Annotated in this window: 21 protein-coding genes; 15 read left to right on the forward strand and 6 right to left on the reverse strand. The window is 69.4% G+C overall.

The genetic code is table 11. The features are described 5' to 3' along the window. Positions 1–25 precede the first annotated feature (25 nt). From mmsB to ABC337_RS03370, 7 genes are all read left to right on the forward strand, one after another. The gene (gene mmsB / locus ABC337_RS03340; protein ID WP_412882377.1) at positions 26–1294 is read left to right on the forward strand and encodes a multiple monosaccharide ABC transporter permease; all 1269 of its coding nucleotides are present in this window, start codon (positions 26–28) and stop codon (positions 1292–1294) included. A gap of 63 nt (positions 1295–1357) precedes the next feature. Further along, positions 1358–2458: a substrate-binding domain-containing protein gene (locus ABC337_RS03345; protein ID WP_412882376.1), complete on the forward strand. Its 1101-nt coding sequence runs from the start codon at positions 1358–1360 to the stop codon at positions 2456–2458. A gap of 145 nt (positions 2459–2603) precedes the next feature. After that, positions 2604–3680, forward strand: coding sequence for a Gfo/Idh/MocA family protein (locus tag ABC337_RS03350; RefSeq protein ID WP_412882375.1), 1077 nt, complete (start codon positions 2604–2606; stop codon positions 3678–3680). A gap of 144 nt (positions 3681–3824) precedes the next feature. Further along, positions 3825–5123 carry a hypothetical protein gene (locus tag ABC337_RS03355; RefSeq protein WP_412882374.1) on the forward strand — a complete coding sequence of 433 codons (1299 nt, stop codon included), beginning with the start codon at positions 3825–3827 and terminating at the stop codon, positions 5121–5123. Positions 5124–5659: 536 nt separating this feature from the next. Next, complete coding sequence (locus tag ABC337_RS03360; RefSeq protein ID WP_412882373.1) at positions 5660–6976, forward strand: serine/threonine-protein kinase; 1317 nt, start codon at positions 5660–5662, stop codon at positions 6974–6976. Next, positions 6973–7515: a mucin-associated surface protein gene (locus ABC337_RS03365; protein ID WP_412882372.1), complete on the forward strand. Its 543-nt coding sequence runs from the start codon at positions 6973–6975 to the stop codon at positions 7513–7515. Before ABC337_RS03360 ends, ABC337_RS03365 begins: the two co-directional genes overlap by 4 nt. 139 nt (positions 7516–7654) lie before the next feature. Next, complete coding sequence (locus tag ABC337_RS03370) at positions 7655–8272, forward strand: SRPBCC family protein (RefSeq protein WP_412882371.1); 618 nt, start codon at positions 7655–7657, stop codon at positions 8270–8272. Positions 8273–8380: 108 nt separating this feature from the next. On the opposite strand, the gene ABC337_RS03375 is transcribed toward ABC337_RS03370, so the two are convergent. Further along, the gene (locus tag ABC337_RS03375) at positions 8381–10600 is read right to left on the reverse strand and encodes an NADP-dependent isocitrate dehydrogenase (protein WP_412882370.1); all 2220 of its coding nucleotides are present in this window, start codon (positions 10598–10600) and stop codon (positions 8381–8383) included. Between the two features lie 262 nt (positions 10601–10862). Here ABC337_RS03375 and ABC337_RS03380 point away from each other — a divergent pair, with 262 nt between their 5' ends. Beyond that, positions 10863–11864: a trypsin-like serine peptidase gene (locus ABC337_RS03380; protein ID WP_412882369.1), complete on the forward strand. Its 1002-nt coding sequence runs from the start codon at positions 10863–10865 to the stop codon at positions 11862–11864. Positions 11865–12095: 231 nt separating this feature from the next. On the opposite strand, the gene purH is transcribed toward ABC337_RS03380, so the two are convergent. Beyond that, positions 12096–13781 carry a bifunctional phosphoribosylaminoimidazolecarboxamide formyltransferase/IMP cyclohydrolase gene (purH, locus tag ABC337_RS03385; RefSeq protein WP_412882368.1) on the reverse strand — a complete coding sequence of 562 codons (1686 nt, stop codon included), beginning with the start codon at positions 13779–13781 and terminating at the stop codon, positions 12096–12098. 187 nt (positions 13782–13968) lie between these two features. Between purH and ABC337_RS03390 the strand changes: the two genes are divergently transcribed. Further along, complete coding sequence (locus tag ABC337_RS03390) at positions 13969–15321, forward strand: MFS transporter (RefSeq protein ID WP_412882367.1); 1353 nt, start codon at positions 13969–13971, stop codon at positions 15319–15321. A 100-nt stretch (positions 15322–15421) separates the two neighbouring features. Here the strand turns inward: ABC337_RS03390 and ABC337_RS03395 are convergent, their stop codons facing one another. From ABC337_RS03395 to purN, 3 genes are all read right to left on the reverse strand, one after another. After that, positions 15422–16132, reverse strand: a complete 711-nt coding sequence (locus ABC337_RS03395) for a GIY-YIG nuclease family protein (RefSeq protein WP_412893205.1) — start codon at positions 16130–16132, stop codon at positions 15422–15424. Between the two features lie 138 nt (positions 16133–16270). After that, positions 16271–16399, reverse strand: a complete 129-nt coding sequence (locus tag ABC337_RS03400) for a hypothetical protein (RefSeq protein ID WP_412882365.1) — start codon at positions 16397–16399, stop codon at positions 16271–16273. 112 nt (positions 16400–16511) lie between these two features. Beyond that, positions 16512–17081 (reverse strand): phosphoribosylglycinamide formyltransferase, encoded by a 570-nt coding sequence (gene purN, locus ABC337_RS03405; protein WP_412882364.1) that lies wholly within the window; start codon positions 17079–17081, stop codon positions 16512–16514. Positions 17082–17120: 39 nt separating this feature from the next. On the opposite strand from purN, the gene ABC337_RS03410 reads away from it, so the two are divergent. Further along, positions 17121–17513, forward strand: coding sequence for a hypothetical protein (locus tag ABC337_RS03410; RefSeq protein ID WP_412882363.1), 393 nt, complete (start codon positions 17121–17123; stop codon positions 17511–17513). Between the two features lie 17 nt (positions 17514–17530). Here the strand turns inward: ABC337_RS03410 and ABC337_RS03415 are convergent, their stop codons facing one another. Then, positions 17531–18880, reverse strand: coding sequence for a cell division protein PerM (locus tag ABC337_RS03415; protein WP_412882362.1), 1350 nt, complete (start codon positions 18878–18880; stop codon positions 17531–17533). Positions 18881–19011: 131 nt separating this feature from the next. On the opposite strand from ABC337_RS03415, the gene ABC337_RS03420 reads away from it, so the two are divergent. From ABC337_RS03420 to ABC337_RS03440, 5 genes are all read left to right on the forward strand, one after another. After that, the gene (locus ABC337_RS03420; protein WP_412882361.1) at positions 19012–19479 is read left to right on the forward strand and encodes a DUF4383 domain-containing protein; all 468 of its coding nucleotides are present in this window, start codon (positions 19012–19014) and stop codon (positions 19477–19479) included. Positions 19480–19665: 186 nt separating this feature from the next. Further along, a complete protein-coding gene (locus ABC337_RS03425; RefSeq protein ID WP_412882360.1) occupies positions 19666–21153 on the forward strand; it encodes a flotillin family protein in 1488 nt (495 codons plus the stop codon). 9 nt (positions 21154–21162) lie between these two features. Next, positions 21163–21411: a hypothetical protein gene (locus tag ABC337_RS03430; RefSeq protein ID WP_290258814.1), complete on the forward strand. Its 249-nt coding sequence runs from the start codon at positions 21163–21165 to the stop codon at positions 21409–21411. A gap of 81 nt (positions 21412–21492) precedes the next feature. Beyond that, positions 21493–22662, forward strand: a complete 1170-nt coding sequence (locus ABC337_RS03435; RefSeq protein ID WP_412882359.1) for a glycosyltransferase family 4 protein — start codon at positions 21493–21495, stop codon at positions 22660–22662. Continuing rightward, a complete protein-coding gene (locus ABC337_RS03440) occupies positions 22659–24029 on the forward strand; it encodes a UDP-glucose dehydrogenase family protein (RefSeq protein ID WP_412882358.1) in 1371 nt (456 codons plus the stop codon). Before ABC337_RS03435 ends, ABC337_RS03440 begins: the two co-directional genes overlap by 4 nt. Positions 24030–24088 lie beyond the last annotated feature (59 nt).

Below are 24088 nucleotides of genomic sequence, written 5' to 3' on the forward strand. Positions count from 1 at the left end.
AATCCGGACTACAAGGACTGACACAATGAACGCGCTCAAGAAGCTCTTTGGCGGCAACACCCGCCAATTCGGCATGATCTTCGCCCTGGTTGCGCTGATCGTCTTCTTCCAGATTTTCACCGAGGGCCGCACGCTCACCCCGGGCAACGTCATCAACCTCTTCAACGGCAACTCCTACATCCTGATCCTCGCGATCGGCATGGTGCTGGTCATCATCGCCGGCCACATTGACCTCTCCGTCGGCTCCGTGGCCGCGTTCGTGGGTGTCAGCGTGGCCCTGATGATCCGTGACTGGGGCATCCCGTGGTACCTCGGCATCCTCTTCGGCCTGCTCCTGGGCGCCCTGATCGGCGCCTGGCAGGGCTTCTGGACCGCCTACGTCGGCATCCCGGCCTTCATCGTGACCCTCGCCGGCATGCTCCTGTTCCGCGGATTCAACCAGTACGTCGGCAAGTCCAACACCATCCCGGTGCCCAACGACTTCCAGTACATCGGTTCCGGCTACCTGCCCGAGTTCGGCCCGAACACCGGCTACAACAACCTCACCCTGCTGCTGGGTCTGGCCGGCGCCGTCTTCGTGATCGTCAGCGAACTGCGCGCCCGCCGCAAGGCCAAGTCCCTCGGCGCCGACGTGCCCGAGGCCTGGGTCACCATCACCAAGCTGGTCCTGATCTGCGCGGCCATTCTCTACGCGACGTACCTCTTCGCCACCGGCCGCCCGGGCACCTCGTTCCCGATCCCCGGCCTGATCCTGGCCGTGCTCGTCCTTCTCTACGGCTTCATCTCCTCGAAGACGGTCATCGGCCGCCACGTCTACGCCGTCGGCGGCAACCGCCACGCGGCCGAACTCTCCGGCGTCCAGTCCAAGAAGGTCAACTTCCTGGTCATGATGAACATGTCGATCCTCGCCGGCCTCGCCGGCATGATCTTCGTCGGCCGCTCCACCGCCTCCGGCCCGTTCGACGGCGTCGGCTGGGAACTGGATGCGATCGCGGCAGTCTTCATCGGCGGCGCGGCCGTGACCGGCGGCGTCGGCACCGTGATCGGCTCGATCGTCGGTGGCCTGGTGATGGCAGTCCTGAACAACGGCCTGCAGCTGCTCGGCGTCGGCGCCGACCTGACCCAGATCATCAAGGGCCTGGTCCTGCTGATCGCCGTTGCGTTCGACGTCTACAACAAGTCGCAGGGCAAGAAATCGATCATCGGCATGATGATGAAAAACTTCGGCCGCGGCAACGAGATCAAGGCCGACGAGACCACTTCCACCAAAGAGGTCATCGCCAAGGAATCCTGACCGGATCCCTTCCCCTAAACCACCGAGTCTCCACACACCATCAAAAAGAAAGTGAACCAAGCAATGCAAATGATTGGTAAAGCAGGAAAGGCAGCAGCAATCGCTGCTATTGCGGCACTGGCGCTGACAGCCTGCGGCCGTGCCGACACCGGCACCTCCGGTTCCGCGAGCAGCGGCGGCGAGGCGTTCCCCAAGAACTCCCCGATCGGCGTCGCTCTCCCGCAGAAGACCAGTGAGAACTGGGTCCTGGCGGAGAAGCTGTTCAACGATGGCCTCAACGGTGCCGGCTTCAAGGCTGATGTTCAGTTCGCCAACGGTGGCGTTTCCGAGCAGCAGAACCAGATCAGCGCCATGGTCACCAAGGGGGACAAGGTCATCATCGTCGGTGCCATCGACGGTGCGCAGCTGGGTACCCAGCTGAAGCAGGCCAAGGACGCCGGCGCGACCATCATCGCGTACGACCGTCTGCTGCTGAACACCGAGAACGTCGACTACTACGTCGCCTACGACAACTTCAAGGTTGGCGTCCTGCAGGGCCAGGCCCTGCTGGACGGCATGAAGGCCAAGAAGCCGACGGGCCCGTACAACATCGAACTGTTCGCCGGTTCCCCGGATGACGCCAACGCGAAGGTCTTCTTCGACGGCGCAATGAGCGTGCTGAAGCCGAAGATGGACGACGGCACCCTCAAGGTCGTTTCCGGCCAGACCTCCTTCGAGCAGGCTGTGACCCAGGGCTGGAAGGCTGAGAACGCCCAGCGTCGCGCCGACACCCTGCTCAGCGGCAGCTACGGCAGCACCACCCTTGACGGCGTCCTGTCCCCGAACGACACGCTGGCCCGCGCGGTCCTGACCTCGGTCAAGGCTGCAGGCAAGCCGTTGCCGGTTATCACGGGTCAGGACTCCGAGGTTGAGTCCGTCAAGTCCATCATGGCCGGTGAGCAGTACTCCACCATCAACAAGGACACCCGCAAGCTCGTTGAGCACGCGATCACCATGGTCAAGGACATCCAGGCCGGCAAGAAGCCTGAGATCAACGACGACAAGTCCTACAACAACAAGGTCAAGACCGTTCCGGCGTTCCTGCTGGAGCCGGTCATCGTGACCAAGGAGAACGTCAAGACCGCTTACGTTGACGATCCGGTACTCGGACCGATCACCAAGTAGTCTTCCGCTCCACCATCAGGGCCCCGGCTCCCCCGCAGTTCGCTGCGGGAGGGTCGGGGCCCTGTTGCGTCCGGGGGCCTGGGGGCTCGGGGCGGCGGCTGGCCAGGGACGACGACGGCGGCGCCCCGGGTGAGAGGATGGCAGCATGAACGCCCCGATCGCCAGGCCCTGGCTCTTTGACCAACCCGACCAGGATCCCCGGACCGCCACCGGAGCCCGGCTGCGCTGGGGCGTCATCGCCACCGGCGGGATCGCGGCCACCGTCACCCGGGACCTGGAACTGCTCGCGGACGCGCAGCTGTACGCGGTCTCCTCCCGCAGCCAGGCCGCTGCGGATGCCTTCGCCGCGGACTACGGTTTCGCCCGCGCCTACGGGGACCGGGACGGGGTACCGGGCTACGAGCACCTGCTGGCCGACGACGCCGTCGACGTCGTCTACGTCGCCACCCCGCACGCCCAGCACCATGCCATCGCCAAGGCCGCTCTCACAGCCGGCAAACACGTCCTCTGCGAGAAGGCCCTCACCGTCAATGCCCGCGAGGCGGCCGAGCTGATCGACTTGGCCCGCGCCAACGGACTGTTCCTGATGGAGGCCATGTGGAGCCGGTTCCTGCCGGCGATGCAGCGGGCCTTCGAGATCGCCGCGTCCGGCGAGATCGGCGAGGTCCAGTGGGTCGGTGCGGATCTGGGGTTTCCGGCCCCCTACTCCCCCACCTCTCGGCTCTGGGCGCCCCGGGACGGCGGCGGAGCCCTGCTGGATATCACCATCTACCCGCTGCTCTGGGCGCTGGGCACGCTGGGCTTCCCGCAGACGGTCACCGCCGCCGGCTTCGTCAACGACGACGGCGTCGACGCCCAGAACGCCCTGACGCTCGGCTACCACCACGGGGCGCAGGCGCAGCTGACCTCGTCCCTGCTGGCGCACGGGCCGCGCACCGCCACCGTGGCCGGGAACAAGGGGTTCCTGCAAAGCCCGGGATCCATCAACAACCCCCGGGAGCTACTGGTCCGGGTGGGCTTCGACGACCCGCGGACGGAACAGTTCACCACGGTGGGCCGCGGCTACAGCTACGAGCTGCGCGAGGTCACCCGCTGCATCCAGCAGGGGCTAACCGAGAGCCCCGTGATGCCGTTGCAGGACTCCCTCGACACCATGCGGTTGTTCGACGGCGTCCGCGCCCAGCTGGGGGTCAGCTACCCGAACGACGTGCACGTTCGCTGAGGCGCGCCCCCGGCGGACGCCCGGTCGGCTGACCAGGCACCCGGAATCCGGGACTAATAGTGCCCTCCCGCTCTGGACGCGCCGCTACCCCTGGCTCTACGCTATAGGCCAATCATCGAGCCTTTCCGGGGAGGGGTGTTGCGCATGCGTGAAGCGGCGGGCCCTTCTCCCCTGCGTCTCCGGCTCCGGCGGCTCCTCCTGGCCCTGCTGGCGGTCTGTGCCTGGCTGACGCTGAGCGCCGCCGCGGCCAGCGCCGACGAGCCGGCCGCCATCACCGTTGCAGCCGGCCACGTGGAAACCTCGCTGGGCACCATGATCCAGCTGCCCATGACCGACGAGGCACTGGAAGCCACCGCGACGCCCACCCCGGAGCCGACGGCAACGGCCACGGCGCCCGCCGTTGAGGCTACGCCGGCGTCACCGGCACCCGCGCCCGCCGAATCGGCTCTTCCGGCCACCGAGCCCCAGCCGGACCCTGCCACCGCTCCCGTCGCCGCCCCGGAGCCGACCGTACAAGATCCACCAGTGCAGGAGCCGGCCCCTGCTCCCGATCCCACCCCGGTCGTCACGGCGCCCGTGCCGCCCGCGGACCCCGTCGTCGTGCCCGTTCCCGTCGTCACGGAACCGGCGCCGCCGGTGGTGGCCCCTTCGCCTTCTCCCGCGCCCGTACCGGCCCCGGCCCCCACCATGCCCGCACCGATACCGACGCCGACGCCCTCAGCCACGGCTCCCGTGCCGGTGGTCACCGTCCCAGTCGTCACCGTCCCGGTGGTTTCTGTCCCGGTAGTCACCGTCCCGGGGTCGCCCGTTCCGGTGCTGCCCGTCGTCGACCCGCTGGCCGGATCCACCGGCGCTTCCCCCGCAACGTCCCCCACCAGCCCGTCGCCCGCTCCCCCGGCCGCCGAGCCCGCAGCTTCCCCGGGCCGGCCTGCCGCCTCCGGCCAGCCCACAGGTCCCGCCAGCCCGGCCACCGCGGTGACAGTCGCCGCCGTTGACCCGGCGCTCCCCTGCAGCCCGGCCCCCGTGGTCGTGCGTCAAAACGTCGGCAGCATCACCAGTTACGCTGCCACGCATCCGTCGTTCAGCCCGGTCCTGGTCCTGCCGGAGCCGAATCTGCCAGCGCCCGCGCCCGCCACCGTCCCGACAGGGTCGGCCGGTACGGCCGCGCCCGCAGGTGACGGCGCCCCCGCCGCGCCCGCCGGCAACAACGACCTGCCGCACCCGTGGGGCGGGGGAACGGGCTTCCCGGCTCCCTCTGCGCTCCCGCCCGCCCCAGGCTCCGGATCCGGCGGCGGTTCCACCGCCGGCAGTGCGTCCGGCACCGCCGCCTGGCTGCCGGATGCCTTCCTTGTCGTACCGCCGCTGGGCTTCGAGCCCATTAGCGGCCCGCTCCAGCACGCCTACCGCGCCGTCACCGCGGATCCCGGCTCCTCTCCCGACTAGCTGGACCGTCCTCTGCAGCATCGCTCTGCAGAGAACCGTCCCGCGGGCCGCCTCTTGCGCCCGCCACCAGCTCGTCAGGAGATGTTTCCATGTGCCCCACCCCCCGCCGGACCCCGGCACCCGTTTCCCGCTTCAACCAGAGTCCCGCCGTCGCGCCACGCCGCCACCAGGTCCCGGGCGGCCGTCGCAGCCGTGTCCTCCCGGCCACTGCGGAACGCCCGCCGTGATACAGGCCGCCCCGCGCAGGTTCTCGTGAGCGCCGGGGCGTGGTCGTTGGGTCCGCTGGGGGATCCAACGGCCGTGCATGCCCCGGCGGAACCCTTCAATCCCGTGCCAGCAAGGCGCCGTTGCCGGAAAAGTCTCTATCCCCGGCGGCGCCCCTGTCAGAAAGGTCACGAACAGGAACAAGGGCACAGCACCCGTCAAGTACCAGCACCACCATGGGGGCCATTCCGCCCCGCGTCGGACCGCGATACCCATACCCGTATCATTTCCTTAGGACGCCACCGCGGCGTCGGATGCAACAGGGGGTACCCGTGGACACGTCGCCCAACGAGGTCACGGCCGAGATTCTCAGCGGCCGCTACCGACTGGGAGAGGTCATTGGCCGGGGCGGAATGGCCTCGGTCTACACCGCCAAGGATGAGAACCTGGGCCGCGACGTGGCGCTGAAGCTCTTCGCACCCCAGGCCTCCGATGCCGACGAACTGCGCCGGCAGCAGGCCGAAATCGAACTCCTGGCCACCCTCAACCACCCCGGCCTGGTCACCCTCTTCGACGCCGGCACCGACACCCGCGTCCCGGACGAGCCCCGCCCGTTCCTGACCATGGAACTGGTGGACGGGCAGGACCTCCGCACCCGGATCCGGCACAGCCCGCTGCCCCTGGACGAGGTGGCCGTGATCGGCGCCGGCCTGGCCGACGCCCTCGCGTACGTCCACTCCCTCGGCATCATCCACCGGGACATCAAACCCGCCAACGTCCTGCTGGTCCGGACCCGGCCGGGCGAGCCGCTCCGGCCCAAGCTGACCGACTTCGGCATCGCCAGGATCGCCGACGGGACCCGCCTCACCGCCACCGGGACCATGGTGGGCACTGCCGCCTACCTCAGCCCCGAGCAGGCCCGCGGCGCGGACATGGGCCCGGCCAGCGACATCTACTCCCTGGGCCTGGTGCTCCTGGAGTGCATCAAGGGAACCGTGGAGTATCCGGGAAGCGCCGTCGAATCGGCGGTGGCCCGGCTGCACCGGGCACCCGCCATCCCCGACGACGTGCCCGCCGCCTGGGCCGGCCTGATCCGGGCCATGACGGCCCTGGACCCACTGGAGCGCCCGGCCGCCGCGGACCTCGAGCCCGTCCTGCGCCAGGCCCTGGTCTCCCCGGATTACCTGCCCGGCCCGCTGGCCGAGCAGCAGACCCGCATGCTTCCCGCGCCCCCGGCCCGGCCGCCGAAGTCGGCCAAGGGTCCGGCCCGGGGCTGGTCCCGGAATGCCACGAGAGCTGCGGCCGCGGGTTCAGGTGCCGACGTCGCCGCAGGTTCAGGTGAAGCCTCGACGGCCCGGACGACGGCGCCGGGTACCGCCGCTCTGCCGCCCATCCCCTCGACTGCCGCACTGCCCGCCTCCCGGCCGGGCCTCTCAGCCGCACCGGGCCGCGCCACCGCCCGGCGGCCGCTGGGCCTGCGGGCCAAGCTCCTGCTGACCCTCGCCGTCGTCGTGCTGCTCGCGGTTGCCGCCGCCGTGCTGCTCTCCCTGACCGCGGCGCCCGCCGCACCGCCGCCGGTCCCGTACCCGGCCGTGACGGGAGACATCGGCGAGCACCTGAAGCAGCTGGAAGAGAGCGTGAACCCATGACCGGTCTGTCCTCCAACGACGCGCGCCTCGTGAACCGCCGAGTCGCCGGCGCGGTGTTGGCCCTGATCGTCGGGGCCGGCGCGCTGGGCGGATGTGCCTCCCCCGCCCCCGATTTGGATGCCGCCGCAGCCGGCCAGCTGCAGTCGCGCGTCCTCGCCGTCACCCAGGCCGCGGCCGCCGACGATTCCCCGGGCGCCCTGAAACAGCTGGATGAACTGACCACCGCCCTGGACACCGCCGCCGCGGACGGCAAGGTCTCCTTCAAAAGGCACCAGAGCATCAAATCCTCCATCGACGCCGTCCGGAACGACCTGAACGCCCGGATCGCCCAGCAGCAGGCCGCCAAGGATGCCGCCGCCAAGGCCGCCGAGGAGGAGAAGGCGGCGCAGGCTGCAGCCGACGCGGCGGCCAAGGCGGCCGCGGATCAAGCCGCCGCCGACCAGGCTGCCGCTAATCAAGCGGCCCAACAGGCCGCCGCCCAGCAGGCTCAACAGCAGGCACCCGGTAAGGCCAAGGGCGGCAAGAAGGGCGGCGGCTAGCCCGCGGGTCTTTGCCGTTGCCGCCCCGGCCATCGTGCCCGCCTTCGTGCCCGGACTTTGCCGGATACCCTGTTGCGGATAGCTTGTGAATCAGGCCGCAGAGAGCCGGGCTTTATCCGACCAGAGGAGTACAGAGCGCATGGCAACAGTGCAGGAATCCATCGACGTCAACGTCCCCGTCAAGCAGGCCTACAACCAGTGGACCCAGTTCGAGGATTTTCCCCAGTTCATGACAGGCGTCGACAGCGTCCGGCAGCTCGATGACACCACCGTCCACTTCGAGACCAGCATCCGGGGCGTCCAGCGCGCCTACGATGCCCGGATCACGGCGCAGGAACCGGACCGGCTGGTGGCGTGGGAGAGCATCGACGCCCCGCGGAATGCCGGCGCGGTGCGCTTCACCGAGCTCACGCCAGGCTCCGTGCGGGTCGACGTGGAACTCAGCTGGGAGCCCGAAGGTGCCGTGGAGAAGCTCGGCGCCGCCGTGGGGCTGGACTCCCGGCAGGTGGCCGCGGACCTCGAGCGGTTCAAGAAGTTCATCGAGGACCGCGACTTTGAGACCGGCGCCTGGCGGGAACGGGTCAACAACGGCGAGGTCGACTCCGGGCTGACCCCGGTGACGGACCCGGACTACGACGTGATCGGCACGGGCGCCCCGCAGTACACGGACCCGGACCTGGCCACGGAGCCGGCCACCGGACCCGCAGCGGACGCTGACGACGCCACCGCAGCGGGCGGTCGCCGCGCCGACGACTAGCGGCGGACGTCCGCTGCTACGACCACTAGCGGCGGATTTAAGAGAAGCTTAAACGCCGACGGCGCACCGGGAACCCGGTGCGCCGTCGGCGTTTGTCGCCTCAGGTGCCTAGCCCAGCAGGGACAGGGCCTTGCTGAAGGTGGCGGAGGGGCGCATCACGGCAGAGGCCTTGGCCTCGTCCGGGCGGTAGTAGCCGCCGAGGTCCACCGGGGAGCCCTGCACGGCCAGCAGCTCGCCGACGATGGCTTCCTCGTCGGCGCTGAGGGTCTTGGAGACCTCGGCGAACGCCTGGGCAAGTTCGGCGTCGTCGCTCTGGCGTGCCAGCTCGTCGGCCCAGAACTTGGCCAGGTAGAAGTGGCTGCCGCGGTTGTCCAGCTCGCCGGCCTTGCGCTTCGGGGACTTGTCCTCGAGCAGGAAGGTGCCGGTGGCGCGGTCCAGGGTGTCCGCGAGGATCTGGGCGCGGGCGTTGCCGGTGGTGGTGGCCAGGTGCTCGAAGCTCACGGCCAGGGCCAGGAACTCGCCCAGGCTGTCCCAGCGCAGGTGGTTTTCCTTGAGCAGCTGCTGGACGTGCTTCGGGGCGGAGCCGCCGGCGCCGGTCTCGAACAGGCCGCCGCCGTTGATCAGCGGGACGATCGAGAGCATCTTGGCGCTGGTGCCCAGTTCCAGGATCGGGAACAGGTCCGTGAGGTAGTCGCGGAGCACGTTGCCGGTGACGGAGATGGTGTCCTCGCCCTTGCGGATGCGCTCCAGGGTGAAGGCGGTGGCCTCCTCCGGGGACATGATCTCGATCTGCAGGCCCTCGGTGTCGTGGTCCTTGAGGTATTCCTCGACCTTGGCGATCATCCGGGCGTCGTGCGCGCGGGTCTTATCCAGCCAGAACACGGCCGGGGTCGCTGAGGCACGGGCGCGGGTGACGGCCAGCTTGACCCAGTCGCGGATCGGCACGTCCTTGGTCTGGCAGGCGCGCCAGATGTCGCCCGGGGAGACCTGGTGTTCGATCAGGACGGTGCCCTCGTCGTCGACCACCTGGACGGTGCCGGCGGCGGTGATCTCGAAGGTCTTGTCATGGCTGCCGTATTCCTCGGCGGCCTGGGCCATCAGGCCGACGTTCGGGACGGTGCCCATCGTGGTGGGGTCGAAGGCGCCGTGGGCGCGGCAGTCATCGATGACCACCTGGTAGATGCCGGCGTAGCTGCTGTCCGGCAGGACGGCGAGGGTGTCAGCCTCCTGGCCGTCGCGGCCCCACATGTGGCCGGAGCTGCGGATCATGGCCGGCATGGAGGCGTCCACGATCACGTCGGAGGGCACGTGCAGGTTGGTGATGCCCTTGTCGGAGTCCACCATGGCCAGCTCGGGGCCCTCGTTGAGGCCCTTCTTGATGGCAGCCTCGACGTCGCCGCGGATCTCCTCGGGGAGGTCCTCCAGGCCGTTGAGGATGGAGGCCAGGCCGTTGTTCGGGCTGAGGCCGGCGGCGGCGATCTGCTCGCCGTAGGTGGCGAAGAGGTCCGCGAAGTAGGCCTTGACCACGTGGCCGAAGATGATCGGGTCGGAGACCTTCATCATGGTGGCCTTGAGGTGGGCCGAGAAGAGGACGCCCTCTTCCTTGGCGCGGGCCACCTGGGCCTTGAGGAACTCGTCCAGGGCGGCGGCGCGCATCACGGTGCCGTCGATGACCTCGCCGGCCAGGACCGGGAAGGCACGCTTGAGGACCTTGACGGTGCCGTCTTCCTTGACCAGCTGGATCTTGAGGTTGGTGTCGGCCGGGATCACCACGGACTTCTCGTTGGCGCGGAAGTCGTCGGCCTCCATGTGGGCCACGTTGGTCTTGGACTCCGGGGTCCAGGCACCCATGCTGTGCGGGTTCTGGCGCGCGTAGTTCTTCACCGACAGCGGCGCGCGGCGGTCCGAGTTACCCTCGCGCAGCACCGGGTTTACGGCGGAGCCCTTGATCTTGTCGTAGCGGGAGCGGATGTCCGTCTCCTCGTCCGAGGCCGGGTTGTCCGGGTAGTCCGGGAGGGCGTAGCCCTGGCCCTGGAGCTCGGCGATGGCGGCCTTCAGCTGCGGCACGGAGGCGCTGATGTTCGGCAGCTTGATGATGTTGGCTTCAGGCTTCTTGGCGAGTTCGCCGAGTTCGGCGAGCGCGTCGCCGATGCGCTGGTCCTCGGTGAGGTAGTCGCCGAAGACGGCGATGATGCGGCCGGCAAGCGAAATGTCGCGGGTCTCTACCTCCACACCGGCCGTCGAGGCGTAGGCCTCAATGATCGGCAAGAACGAATAGGTAGCCAGCATCGGCGCTTCGTCGGTGTGGGTATAGATAATCTTGGCCATGCTTGGGCGTCTCCCTGAAAGTCTGCGGAAATCTTCGTTATCTCAACGGCTCTAACTTACCCGAGGTGGCGGCCTCGGCGCTTGTTCGGGACGGCCGGCGGCAGCCAAGTGAAGCGGGCACGACGGCGGACGCGGCCCGAAAAGCGATATGACAAGTTTTGACAAGATGCTTTACACGTCCGTCATGGTGCCGTAGGTTCGATGCCATCACCGCGGCCCGTCCCCACGGGCCGCACCGCATCCCGCACGCAAAAGGATCCCCATGCGCACACGCAAATCCCTGGGCACCAGCCTGCTCAGCCTCTCCGCCGCAGCCCTGCTCGCCGTCGTCGCCGCCGGCAGCGCCACCGCCTCCCCCGGCGGTGCCGGACGTGCCCCCTCGGGCACTCCGGACGTGGCCAGCCACACCGTGACCGAGGCCGCCGGCGCGGACTACTGGACGCCCGAACGGATGCGCAACGCGATCCCCGGTGACGTGCTGGCCGCCAAGGCCGTGAACCGTGGCGCCGCGAAGGCCGACGCGGGCAAGCCGGTGGAGGTGGGGGCGCCGGCGAAGGTGGAGGGAACCACCCCCACGCTGCAGTCCAAGCAGGTCCAGACCAAGACCAACGCCAGCGAGAACCCCGTCCCGCACATCGGCAAGGTCTTCTTCACCCTGGCCGGCGCCAACTACGTCTGCTCCGGCAACTCCGTGACCTCGGCGAACAAGAGCACAGTGTCCACCGCCGGGCACTGCGTCAACGAGGGCCCGGGCGCCTTCGCCACCAACTTCACCTTTGTGCCGGCCTACCTCAACGGCTCGGCACCCTACGGGAAGTGGACGGCCAAGGCCCTCTACACCCCCACCCAGTGGAGCTCGGGCGGCGACATGACCTATGACACCGGCTTCGCCGTGATGAACACCCTCAACGGGAAGACCCTCTCCGACGTGGTCGGCGCCTCAGGGGTGCAGTTCAACGCCGCCCGCGGCCTGAGCTACAAGTCCTTCGGCTACCCGGCCGCCGCCCCGTTCAACGGCGAATCGCTCAAGAGCTGCAGCGGCACCGCCAAGAACGATCCCTACAACCCGCAGTTCAACACCCAGGGCATCCCGTGCAACATGACCGGCGGCTCCTCCGGCGGCCCGTGGTTCATCGGCACCAGCTCTTCCGGCTACCAGAACTCGATCAACAGCTACGGCTACGGCAGCAACTCCACCACCATGTACGGCCCGTACTGGGGCTCGGTCATCCAACAGGCCTACAGCACCGCCGCAGCCTCCTAAGTACCAGTTCCCCGACTATCCGCGCCCTAGGGAAAGGAAAAGACAGGGCAACGCGGGGTTCCACGGCCGGCCATCCCCCTCGACAGGCCGGCATCGGGACCCCGCGTTCCCGCGTCCGTTGCCGTTCCCCAGGCATACAAAGCAGCGGCCGTGCCCTTCCCGTCGGGGAAGGGCACGACCGCTGTTTTTATGCAGGCTCCACGAGCCGCCCGGTCTCCCGGGCGGAGGTTCCTAGTGGAAGAAGTGGCGGGCGCCGGTGAAGTACATCGTGATGCCGGCGGCGTTGGCCGCGGCGATGACTTCCTCGTCCCGGACGGAACCGCCGGGCTGGACGACGGCGCGGACGCCGGCGTCGATCAGAATCTGCAGGCCGTCGGCGAACGGGAAGAACGCGTCCGACGCCGCGACGGCGCCGCGGGCCCGCTCGGGGGCGTTGGTGGCATCGGCGTTCGAGGCCCCGCCGGCGCCGTCGACGTCGGACTCCACGGAGACGCCCAGGGTGTTGGCCCGTTCGACGGCGAGGCGGCAGGAGTCGAGCCGGTTGACCTGGCCCATGCCGATGCCCACGGCGGCGCCGTCGGCGGCCAGCAGGATCGCGTTGGACTTGGCCGCGCGGCACGCGGTCCAGGCGAAGGCGAGGTCGGCGAGGGTCTTCTCGTCGGCGGCCTCACCGGCGGCGAGGGTCCAGTTGGCGGGGTTGTCGCCGTCGGCGTCGACCTTGTCCGTGGCCTGGACCAGCATGCCGCCGGAGACCTGGCGGAATTCGGTCGGGTACCGGCCATAGCCCTCGGGCAGGGTCAGCAGGCGGATGTTCTTCTTCTTGGACAGGATCTCCACGGCCTCATCCTCGAAGCCTGGGGCGATGACCACCTCGGTGAAGATGCCGGCCACGGTCCGGGCCATGCCGGCGGTGACGGTGCGGTTGGCCGCGATCACGCCGCCGAACGCGGAGACCGGGTCGCAGGCATGGGCCTTGGCGTGCGCGTCGGCGATCGGGTCAGCGGCGTCGGCGGAGCCCACGGCCACGCCGCACGGGTTGGCGTGCTTAATGACCGCGACGGCGGGCTGGTCGAAGTCGAACGCGGCGCGCAGGGCGGCGTCGGCGTCGACGAAGTTGTTGTAGCTCATGGCCTTGCCGTGCACCTGGTCGGCCTGCGCGATGCCGGCCGGGGCGGCCTTGTCCACGTAGAGGGCGGCCTGCTGGTGCGGGTTTTCGCCGTAGCGCAGCACCTCGGAGCGCTCCAGCGCCAGGCCGGCGTAGGCGGGCCAGTCGATGACGCCGTCGCCGTCCTCGTCCAGGAACTGGCTGGCAGTCCAGGTGGCGACGGCGGTGTCGTACGCCGCGGTGTGCGCGAAGGCCTTCGCGGCCAGCCGGCGACGGGTCTTCAGGTCGAAGCCGCCGGCGGCGGCCGCTTCCACGACGGAACCGTAGGCGGCCGGGTCAACCACGATCGTGACGGCGGCGTGGTTCTTCGCGGCCGAGCGCACCATGGCCGGGCCTCCGATGTCGATCTGCTCGACGACGTCGTCCTGCGCGGCGCCGGACTTCACGGTCTCCACGAACGGGTAGAGGTTCACGACAACGAGGTCGAACGGCTCGATGGCCATGTCCTCGAGGGTCTTCATGTGGGCGGGAACGCGGCGGTCGGCGAGGATGCCGCCGTGGACACGCGGGTGCAGCGTCTTGACCCGGCCGTCGAGCATTTCCGGGGAGCCGGTGACTTCTTCGACTTCCTGCACCGGGATCCCGGCGGCCGCGATCTTCTTGGCGGTGGAGCCGGTGGAGACGATCCGGACGCCGGCGTCGTGCAGGCCCTGGGCGAGCTCCTCCAGGCCGGTCTTGTCGTAAACCGAGATGAGGGCCCGGCGAATGGGGACACGGTCGATGGACACACGCTCATGCTGCGTAAAGCTCACAAAAGTCTCCGTCTTATATCGCGGCGCGGCCGCGGCGGGTGGGGATGCGGCCAGTTTATCGCGTTGCCCCCGGCTTCCCCGTCCCGGGGCCGCCGCCCGGGCCGAGTGTGAAGCGCCCCGCGCGCCGGGGCCGCCCACCTCCCGGACCGTCGGTTCGGGCACGTAGAGTTCTTGCAGGAGGCCAGATATGAACACGTACACCACGGTGCCCAGCGGCGAACAGGTGGTCCAGGAACTGCCGTGGCGGTGGAAGGTCCAGGGCCGTATTTTTCTGATCGGCGGGCTGGGTTTCATGTTCGACGCCTGGGACGTCACGCTCAACGGCATCCTCATTCCGCTGCTGTCCAAGCACTGGTCGCTCGGCCCCGGGGACGCCGCGTGGATCGGCACCTCCAACCTCATCGGCATGGCCCTCGGCGCCTTCGTCTGGGGCACCATCGCGGACACCATCGGCCGGAAAAAGGCCTTCTCCGCCACGCTGCTGATCTTCTCCATCTTCACGGTACTCGGCGCCCTCTCCCCCGACTTCACCTGGTTCGTGGTGTTCCGGTTCCTGGCCGGATTCGGCCTGGGCGGCTGCATCCCGGTGGACTACGCACTGGTGGGTGAGTTCACGCCGCGGAAGCAGCGCGGCAGGGTCCTCACCGCGATGGACGGCTGGTGGCCGGTGGGGGCCGCGCTCTGCGGGTTCGTCTCCGCCGGGCTGGTGGCCGCGTTCGCGGATTGGCGCCTGACCATGCTGATCATGGTGCTGCCGGCCCTGCTGGTGGTCTGGGTCCGCCGGAGCGTCCCGGAGTCCCCGCTGTTCCTGATCCGTAAGGGCCGCCGAGAGGAGGCGGCCGCCGTGATCGATTCCCTGGTGGCGGCCACCGGCGGCCAGGCCCGGGCCTACAGCCTGCCCGAGCCGCAGGACGTCCCCCGGCTCTCCGCCGGCAGCGCCTGGACCCAGCTGCGGGCGCTGTGGCGCTACGACTGGAAGATCACCACCGCGGCCTGGGCTCTGTTCTTCTCCATCCTGCTGGTCTACTACCTGTCCCTGACCTGGATGCCGCGGATCCTGATCGGCGCCGGGTTCGAGGAGTACAAGGCGTTCCTGACCACGGCCTCGATGGCCGCCGTCGGACTGCTGGGCGTGGTGGTGGCGGCCCTGCTGGTGGAGCGGACGGGACGCAAATGGATCCTGGCGGTCACCGGCCCGCTCTCGGCCCTGATCCTGGTGGTGGTCGCCGTCGTCGTGGACATCCCCACGGCCGCCGTGTTCTGGCTGCTGCTCTTCGGCTTCGTAGTGCAGGTGGCCATCCCGGTGCTGTACGCCTACGTCTCCGAGCTGTACCCGACGGAGCTGCGCGGCACCGGCTTCGGCTGGGCCTCGACCTTTTCCCGGGTGGGCGCCGGTTTCGGGCCGCTGCTGTTCGCGGCGGTGCTCTGGCCGCAGCTGGGCCTGGCCACGTCGTTCGCCCTGGCCGGCGGGCTGGTGCTGGTCTCGGTGCTGTGGATGGCGTTCTTCGCCCCGGAGACCAGGCAGCGCCGGCTGGACTGACGCAGCCCCTCTTCTGACCCGCTGCTGAGGCGGTCCACCCGGGACGTCAACCGTGGGCATGGACGCAGCTGTGCCGGTGGCAACGGTTCCCTCGATTTGGCTAGTCCTGAGGGTGGGGGGACATGATCAAGTCGACCAGAGACTTCACCTCATGAGGGCTCGAATTGAACCACTCGCTCCCGGGGGCGTCCTCGAGCTGCTGTCCTCTGTAGAACAAAATGGAGTGGATGCACCGCTCTAACCGGTGTGGGGTGTCTATGCGCCTCACATATGCCAGCAGGGGTGCCTCGGGCATGCTCGTGCCCTGCTGCTCACTGATCCGGATTCTCGCATCGCTGACGGCACTCATTCCGATCTTGACGGGCCACCGGCCTTGATGTTGTAAGTCGGCCAAGGCCTTGTAGCTGGGAAAGTAGTAGACGTAAACACAGCCAGATCCCTCACCCTCAATGATGGTCTGGTCGGTCAGTTCCAGGTCTTCCGCGTCTTCGTCTACCTCGTCCATGCCGGGACCGAGGTCAGTCACTTCCCCTGGCTCCGGAGGGACAACCCATCGCCAAAACCCGTATGCTCCGGTCTGCTCAAGAAAACCATCGCGCGCGAGCACTTGGAGTGCCTTTTTGGTAGACGCGGTGATATTGGAGCCGCTGGGTCCGCCGCCGTTGGCGTTGTGGTATTCCTGCACTGCTGCGACTAGTTCTGCCCGCCGAAACATCGGAGCCCGCATCAAAGTCTTGGCAAGCTCAGCTATTACGTTTGGCGTCAAAGGGATGCCCGCATAGACATAGCTCTGAGGTGGCGATTCCGTCATAACTCTGGCCCCCAATGGTTCCGCGCATCTTCCTATCGTGAATGCTACCGACAGCGGGGGTGCGCCGTATCGAGAATTGGCACAGATCGTTAGCCGGCAGGTGCGCACTTCTTGGCAGGCATGTTTGAAGGTTGAAGGTCACGGGATAACCCACTCGTCGGCGGCGCCGACGGCCACAGTGCCCGGCCGGGAGACGTCGATGCCGGGGTCAAGGCCCGCCGGGGGCCCGGGAACCTCCAGATCCGGAACGACGTTGCGTGCGCGCATACCGGGAACTCCGTCACGATCATCAACGATCTGACCAGCAGTTGACTCTCCGTCGAAACACCCGTCGGCACCCTGATCCCCGGCCCGGAACCAGAACGGCCTCTGCTGCGAGTTAGTTGGGTGCGGCGGCGAGGTCGCGGAGGGTGGACACCAGCAGTCGCCGTTCCACGGTCTTGATCCGCGCGTGCAGGGTCTCCTCGGTGTCGCCGTCCTCCACCGTGACGGCTTCCTGGGCGATGATCGGGCCGGTGTCCACGCCGGCGTCGGCCCAGTGCACCGTGCAGCCGGTGACCTTGACCCCGTACGCCAGGGCGTCGCGGACGCCGTGCGCGCCGGGGAAGGCCGGCAGCAGCGCCGGGTGGGTGTTGAGGTACTTGCCGTCGAACGCGGCGATGAAGTCGGCGCTGACGATCCGCATGAACCCGGAGGAGACGACGACGTCGGGCCGATAGGCGGCGACGGCCTCGGTCAGGGCCGCATTCCAGGCCGCGCGGTCCGGGTAGGCCTTGAAGTCCACCACGAAGGTGGGGATCCCCGCCGCGGCCGAGCGCTCCACCCCGTAGGTCCCGGGGCGGTCGGCGCCGACGGCGGCGAGCTCCACGTCCAGGTCACCGGCCCGGACTGCGTCGATGACGGCCTGCAGGTTCGAACCGGTGCCGGAAACAAGGACTACGATGCGCATTGACTTAGCTTAGGCGGCCGCTCGCGTACGCTGGAAACCATGAGTTTTTCCCAGGGCGGCAAGGCCGAATCGCGGCTGCGAACATTGAACCTTTTCCGCGCCTTCATCGTCGTGGTCCTGGGCTCGTTCTTCGTCTTCCAGCTCGACGTCGCCTACCTGTGGCTGGCCGCGCTGCTCACCCTCTGCGCGGTGGTGCTCGGCGTCGTCCTGCTGGTGCGGGCCCTGAAACTCCGGGAGTCCCGGATGGTGCTCTTCGGGACGATCTCCGGGCTGGTGGTTTCCACCGTGATGGTGCTGATGCTGCTGGTCAGTTCCGTGTTCTACACCCAGATCCGCGATTACCAGCAGTGCGCGCGGCACGCCCTCACCGAGCAGGCGGCGTCCACCTGCCGGGTGACGCTGGAGAAATCCCTGCCTGCCCCGCTCCGCTAGGGCACCGGCGTCCGGGCTCAGTTGCTCCGGGCGGACGGCGCCGAGGATGACGAGGCGGTCGACGCCGAGAGGTCAGCTTCCTGAAGCCGCTGGCGGCGTTCCAGCCAGGGTCCGGCCGCGTAGCCGATGACGACGCCGATCCCGGTTTCGGCGGCCACGAACAGCGCCGTCGCCACCGGGTCGGGCCCGATGTCGGTCAGTCGCCCGATCCCGGCCGAGCCGCGGGCCAGCCACGCCAGCCCGGCCGCGAGCGCCCCGGCCACGACGCCGATCAGCGCGCCGAGGACCAGGGTGGAGACGGTGGCGGTGAACCAGCGGGCCTTGACCTTGATGGAGAGCCATTCGTCGAAGTGGTTCTCCCCCTCACGCAGGAACCACCAGCCGGCCAGGGCTCCGGCCAGGACGGGAACCACCAGCGCCACGAGGGCGTAGTCCAGCGGGCCGGAGGGCAGTGCGGCGAACACGGGGATGGAGGGCAGCGGCCCGACGGCGGTGGCCAGCGGTCCGGCCTGGGAGCCGACGCCAAGGGCGAAACCGGACCCGGAGGCCCAGGCAAGGGCGAAGACCACCAGGTTGGGCAGGTAGCCCAGCTGCGCGATGGTCAGGGCCGCCCCGCCCACCGGCCCGGCGCCAAGGGCCTCGTAGACGTCGATGATCAGGTTCCAGTGGATCAGCAGGTCCACGGCCAGCAGCGCCGCGGCCATCGCCAGGGTGGCCAGCACGGCCACGTACCCGGCCTTGATGGCGGAGCCCAGGTAGGACCCGGCCCAGCGCGAGTGCTGGCTGGTGCGGCTGATCCAGGCCACGGCGTCGACGCCGATCAGCCGGCTCCAGGAGCCGGCCTCGCGGCGGGCGCCCACCACCATGCCGAGGGCGTAGGGAATCAGCGGGACGGCCGAGGCGGCCCAGAGGCTCACCCCTACCTCGGCGGTGCGGCAGAGGAAACCGGTGGCGAAACCGAACGCGGCGTAGGTCAGCCAGGACCCGACCAGTGCCTGCCAGAGCTGGTCCGTATAGGAAGCCCGGGCCAGCCGCCGGCCGGCCCGCCAGGCGAGCAGGAACGGGATCAGGGTCAGGCCCAGCGGGATCAGGGTGAGGGCGCCGGAGTCCGGGCGGGCGACGGCGTCGGCCCCAACCCCGTTCAGCAGCAGCGGGACGCCGTGGATCAGAAGCCAGGCCTGGCCGGCCAGGCGGGCCAGGAACTCGAACCCGCTCTCGCGGAAGCCGGCGCCGGCCCAGACGGCCACAATCGGGGCGATCACCACCAGCGCGGAGATCACCGCGGCCTGTGCGGACTCGAGTGCCCCCTGCAGCCACAACGGCATCGGAAGGCCTCGGTCCCCGGTCTGATCAGCGCGCAGTTTCATCGTGATCCATCGTGCCACGCGGCGGCGTCCGTCCCGGGTTCCGACAGGCGTCCGGGGCCGGATTCCCGGCGCTTTTTTGGCCCCGCCGCCGTAAAATTGAACTGTCCGCAATCAGTGGTTGGAGGCAGAAAATGACTACCGCATCCCCACATGCACACGGCGTCCATTTCGGACGGACAGACGTCCAGAACGTCGGCATGGGTGTGGGTATTGTCCTCATGGCCGTGGGTGTCCTGGGATTCATTCCGGGCATCACCACGCACTACGGCGAGCTCCGGTTCCTGGGACCGGATTCAAACGCCATGTTCCTCAATCTGTTCCAGGTGTCGATGCTGCTGAACATCGTCCAGTTCGCGATCGGCGGGACCGGCTACGTCATGTCCCGCAACAGCATGGGAGCCCGGAATTACCTGATGGGTTTTGGCCTGTTGTACATCATCTTCGCCGTCTACGGGCTGATCGTGGGCGTCGGCTCGGCGGCCAATTTCCTGGCCTTCAACACCATGGATAACTGGACCCACATGGTGCTGGGCGTGGCAATGATTGGCGCCGGCTGGCTGCTCGCACGGCACCTGGCCGAAGACGCAGATACCCGGTAAACCACCACCGGGAAAGGGAGCCGCGAATGAGGAGCGAGTTCAACTAATCCGATAAGTCGTAGTACCCGCTGGTGCGGGCCCGGGCAGCGTCCCGAAGCCCGCACCAGCCTTCTTCTGCCCAAATGCTGGACTTACCCGGCGCCGTCACCCCAGACTGGCCTGACGCACCGTCGCGAAAGGTTGGCCATGCCTGATCTCACGTCCCTCATCCCGTTCTTCGCCGTCGTCGCGGGGGTGATCGTCGTCGTCGCCCTCGTCTGGGTGGCGGTGAAGCTGATGTGGAAGGTGGCGGAGCCGAACGAGGCGCTGATCATCTCCGGCCTGACCCGTGGAACGCTGGAAACCCGGGACGGCATGGACTTCAAGATCGTCACCGGCAAGGGCGCACTGGTGGTGCCCGGCCTGCAGACGGTCCGGGCCCTCTCGCTGACCCTGAACGAGACCGAGCTCAAGGTCTCCTGCGTGACCTCCCAGGGCATCCAGGTGATCGTCGAGGGCGTGGTGATCTACAAGATCGGCGACGCCCCGCCCTTCATCGCCAACGCTGCCCGACGCTTTCTGGGCCAGCAGCCGAAGATGCAGAGCCAGGTCTACAACGTCTTCGAAGGCCACCTGCGCTCCATCATCGGCAGCATGACCGTGGAGGAAATCATCCGCGAGCGGGACAAGCTGGGCTCCCAGGTCCGCAGCGCCAGCGGCGTGGAGATGGAGAAGCTGGGCCTGGTGGTGGACTCGCTGCAGATCAAGGACCTGCAGGACCCCACTGGCTACATCCAGAACATCGCCAAGCCGCACATCGCCCAGGTCAAGATGGAGGCCCGGATCGCCGAGGCCACCCGCAACCGGGAAGCCGCGGAACGGGAGGCGGAGGCCGCCGCGCAGATCGCGGACGCCCAGAGCCTCTCCGCGATCAAGCAGTCCGAGGCTCAGGCCAACGCCGAACGCGCCCGCGCCAACGCCGCCCAGGCCGGCCCACTGGCGGACGCCACCGCCCGGCAGCAGGTGGTGGTGCAGGAGACCGAGGTGGCCAAGCTGGAAGCGGACCGGGAGGAGCAGAAGCTGCAGACCACCATCCGGAAGCCCGCGGACGCGAAGGCCTACGCCAAACGGACCGAGGCGGAGGGCCAGAAGTCCGCGGACATCAGCGCCGCCGAGGCCCTGGCCCGGCGCACCGAACTCGAGGCCCAGGCCAACGCCCGGCGCACCGAACTGCAGGCGCAGGCCAACGCCAACGCCGCGGCGGCCGCAGCCGGCGCCACCCGGGTGACCGGCGAGGCGGAGGCCGCAGCCACAAAGGCCCGCGGTGACGCGGCGGCGTCCGCCATCAAGGCCAAGGCCCTCGCGGAGGCGGACGGCATCAAGGCCCGGGGCGAGGCACTCGGCACCAACCAGGACGCCGTCATCTCCCAGCAGCTCGCGGAGAACATGCCCGGCATTGTCGCCGCGGCCGCGGAGCCGTTCGCGCACGTGGGGCAGCTGACGGTGCTCAACGGCGGCGAAGGACTGAACCGGATGGTCGGCGGCATCCTTGCCCAGGTGGGCGACTACCTCCCGGCGCTGCGGAGCTCGCTGAAGAACGGCCGCGACGGCGCCCGGGCGGACGGAACCCGGGCGGACGGTACACCGGGTCCCCAGGGCCGCACCGCCCCGAAGCAGCCGACCCCGGGCAGCTAGGAACGCAGGATGCCCAGGAACGTCGACCGGAGCCTGACCGGGCGGATCGGCCGGGTCTCCGGCCGGGTGGGTCCGGGGACGCTCGGGGAGGTGATGCTGCCGTTCCGCGGCGGCATCAGCGCCTTCCACGCCCACCCCTTCGACAAGGAGAGCAGCTTCGCGGTGGGGGAGGAGGTCCTGGTGATCTACTACGAACCGCCGCAGACGGTCTACGTGGACGAACTCCCCGACGTGCTCCGCGGCGGCAGCCGGCCCTGATCCCCGCCTGTTAACCCAGTCTTCCCCCGCACGCCACGCCCGCCACCCCGGGCCGTCAGCCGCGGCACCCACGGTGGAGGAGTGAGGATCGCACTCGTCGCCGAATCATTCCTGCCCCAGATGAACGGGGTCACCCACTCCATCCTGCGGGTCCTGGAGCATCTCCAGGCCCGCGGTGACGAGGTGCTGGTGATCTGCCCCTCCGGCCATGACACCGGCGTCCCGGACGAGGTCTTCGGGGCCCGGATCCACCGGCTCCCCGCGCTCCCCCTGGCCGGCTACACCAACGTTCGCGTGGCGATGGGAGGCGTGGCCCGGGTCAAGCGAATCCTTGCCGGTTACGCGCCCGACGTCGTCCACCTCGCCTCCCCCTTCGTGCTGGGCTGGCGGGCTGTGCAGGCAGCGCACCAACTCGGCATCCCCACCGTGGCCATCTACCAGACCGAGGTCCCCGGCTATGCGGCCCGCTACGGCGTCCCCTACCTCGAGAACTGGGCGTGGAACCGGGTGGAGCAGATCCACCTGCTGGCCACCCGGACCCTGGTTCCCTCGACCTTCGCACTGCAGCAGTTCCGCGGCCGGGGTATCCCCCGGGTGCAGATGTGGCGCCGGGGCGTGGACACCGCACGGTTCCACCCGGCCAAGCGCGACGACGGCTGGCGGGCGGCCGTCGCCCCGGCCGGCGAGCGCATCATCGGCTACGTGGGCCGGCTCGCTTCCGAAAAGCAGGTGGAGGACCTGGCAGTGCTGGCGGACCTGCCCGGCACCCGGCTGGTGATCGTGGGCGACGGCCCGCAGCGGGCCGCCCTCGAGGCGGCGCTGCCGGGCGCCGTGTTCACCGGATTCCTGGGCGGCGAAGACCTGGCCCGGACCGTGGCCTCCTTCGACCTGTTCGTCCACCCCGGCGAATTCGAAACCTTCTGCCAGACCATCCAGGAGGCGATGGCGTCGGGTGTGCCCGTGGTCGCCACCGGCCGCGGCGGCCCGCTGGACCTGGTGGAAAACTCCCGCACCGGCTGGCTGTACGAGCCCGGCGACCTCGCCGGGCTGCGTGCCCGGGTCGCGGACCTGGCCGGCGACGGCGCCAAGCGCCGGGCCTTCGCCGAGGCCGCCCACGCCGCGGTCCAGGGCCGGACCTGGCACGCCCTCGGCGAGGAACTCGTCACCCATTACCGCGAGGCTTCCACCGGCGTACCGGCACCCGCCGGCGCCGCCTCCACCACCCGCCCCGGAAGAGGAGAAACCCTGTGAAAATTTCCGTGATCGGCTGCGGCTACCTCGGCGCCGTACACGCCGCCACTCTCGCCTCGATGGGCCACAGCGTGGTGGGGATCGACGTCGACGCCGCCAAGGTCGCCCAGCTGGACCGCGGCACCGCGCCCTTCCACGAGCCGGGACTGGACGAGCTGCTGCGCGACGGGCGGGCCAACGGCCGGCTCACCTTCTCCACCAGCTTCGCCGACGCCGCCGGGGCGCAGCTGCACTTCCTCTGCGTCGGCACCCCGCAGTCCAAGACCTCCGACGGCGCGGACCTCAGCTACCTGGTCGCCGCCACCGAAGCCCTGCTGCCCTTCCTGGCCCCGGGCTCCGCGGTCATCGGCAAATCCACCGTCCCGGTGGGCACCGTGGACATGCTCGGCGGGGTGCTGGCCGCCAGGCCGGACGTACTGCTGGGCTGGAACCCCGAGTTCCTGCGCCAGGGCACCGCGGTCAAGGACTCCCTGGTCCCGGACCGCCTGGTGTATGGCGTCCCCGGCGGCGCGGACGCGGCGGATCAACCGGGCAGCGCGGCGGCCGCCGTCGCCGGTGCCTTGGACGCGGTCTACGCCCCGCTCTTGACGGCCGGGATCCCCCGGCTGGTCTGCACCTTCGCCACGGCCGAGCTGATCAAGTCCGCCGCGAACGCCTACCTGGCCACGAAACTGAGCTTCATCAACGCCATGGCCGAACTCTGCGAGGCGGCCGGCGGGGACGTCAATGAGCTGGGCGCCGCGATGGGCCTGGACCCGCGGATCGGCGGCCGGTACCTGCACGCGGGGCTGGGCTTCGGCGGCGGCTGCCTGCCCAAGGACATCCGCTCGCTCCGCGTCCAGGCCCGGGAGCTGGGAGTGGACTCGGTGGACGACTGGATGGCCACGGTGGACGGGATCAACCGCAACCAGCGCTCCCGCACGGTGGCCGCGGCCCGGGAGCTGTGCGGCGGCAGCCTGGCCGGGCGCCGGGTCACGGTGCTTGGGGCGGCATTCAAACCGGACACCGACGACATCCGGGACTCCCCCGCCCTGGACGTCGCCCGCCGGCTGGCCGACGACGGCGCCCACGTCACCGTCACGGACCCCGCGGCGGTCAACAACGCCTGGCTGCACCACCCGCAGCTGCGCTTCGAGACCGGCACGGACGCGGCCCTCGACGGCGCAGAGCTCGTGCTGTTGCTGACCGAATGGGAGCAGTACCGGACCCTTGAACCCCGTGCCGCCGGGGACCGGGTCCGCCGCAGGGTCCTGCTGGATGCCCGCAACGCGCTCGACGCCGGGGCCTGGACCGCGGCCGGCTGGACCGTGCGGGGCCTCGGCCGGGCCGGGGCCGGGTCCGCCCACGGCGCCGCCGTGCCGCGCTAAGGCGCGAGTCGCCAAGGCCCAGTCGCTACGACGCCGCCCGCGAAGGCCTGGCCCGCTGA

Origin of the sequence: Arthrobacter phoenicis (genome assembly GCF_047238215.1) — a bacterium.
In the GTDB taxonomy this organism is placed as follows: domain Bacteria; phylum Actinomycetota; class Actinomycetes; order Actinomycetales; family Micrococcaceae; genus Arthrobacter.

What these genes read in the sequence shown, in the direction of transcription:
- mmsB (WP_412882377.1), top strand. Translation starts at nt 26, where the DNA reads ATGAACGCGCTCAAGAAGCTCTTTGGCGGCAACACCCGCCAATTCGGC.
- ABC337_RS03345 (WP_412882376.1), top strand. Translation starts at nt 1,358, where the DNA reads ATGCAAATGATTGGTAAAGCAGGAAAGGCAGCAGCAATCGCTGCTATT.
- ABC337_RS03350 (WP_412882375.1), top strand. Translation starts at nt 2,604, where the DNA reads ATGAACGCCCCGATCGCCAGGCCCTGGCTCTTTGACCAACCCGACCAG.
- ABC337_RS03355 (WP_412882374.1), top strand. Translation starts at nt 3,825, where the DNA reads ATGCGTGAAGCGGCGGGCCCTTCTCCCCTGCGTCTCCGGCTCCGGCGG.
- ABC337_RS03365 (WP_412882372.1), top strand. Translation starts at nt 6,973, where the DNA reads ATGACCGGTCTGTCCTCCAACGACGCGCGCCTCGTGAACCGCCGAGTC.
- ABC337_RS03370 (WP_412882371.1), top strand. Translation starts at nt 7,655, where the DNA reads ATGGCAACAGTGCAGGAATCCATCGACGTCAACGTCCCCGTCAAGCAG.
- ABC337_RS03375 (WP_412882370.1), bottom strand. Translation starts at nt 10,600, where the DNA reads ATGGCCAAGATTATCTATACCCACACCGACGAAGCGCCGATGCTGGCT.
- ABC337_RS03380 (WP_412882369.1), top strand. Translation starts at nt 10,863, where the DNA reads ATGCGCACACGCAAATCCCTGGGCACCAGCCTGCTCAGCCTCTCCGCC.
- ABC337_RS03390 (WP_412882367.1), top strand. Translation starts at nt 13,969, where the DNA reads ATGAACACGTACACCACGGTGCCCAGCGGCGAACAGGTGGTCCAGGAA.
- ABC337_RS03395 (WP_412893205.1), bottom strand. Translation starts at nt 16,132, where the DNA reads ATGACGGAATCGCCACCTCAGAGCTATGTCTATGCGGGCATCCCTTTG.
- ABC337_RS03400 (WP_412882365.1), bottom strand. Translation starts at nt 16,399, where the DNA reads ATGCGCGCACGCAACGTCGTTCCGGATCTGGAGGTTCCCGGGCCCCCG.
- purN (WP_412882364.1), bottom strand. Translation starts at nt 17,081, where the DNA reads ATGCGCATCGTAGTCCTTGTTTCCGGCACCGGTTCGAACCTGCAGGCC.
- ABC337_RS03410 (WP_412882363.1), top strand. Translation starts at nt 17,121, where the DNA reads ATGAGTTTTTCCCAGGGCGGCAAGGCCGAATCGCGGCTGCGAACATTG.
- ABC337_RS03415 (WP_412882362.1), bottom strand. Translation starts at nt 18,880, where the DNA reads ATGAAACTGCGCGCTGATCAGACCGGGGACCGAGGCCTTCCGATGCCG.
- ABC337_RS03420 (WP_412882361.1), top strand. Translation starts at nt 19,012, where the DNA reads ATGACTACCGCATCCCCACATGCACACGGCGTCCATTTCGGACGGACA.
- ABC337_RS03425 (WP_412882360.1), top strand. Translation starts at nt 19,666, where the DNA reads ATGCCTGATCTCACGTCCCTCATCCCGTTCTTCGCCGTCGTCGCGGGG.
- ABC337_RS03430 (WP_290258814.1), top strand. Translation starts at nt 21,163, where the DNA reads ATGCCCAGGAACGTCGACCGGAGCCTGACCGGGCGGATCGGCCGGGTC.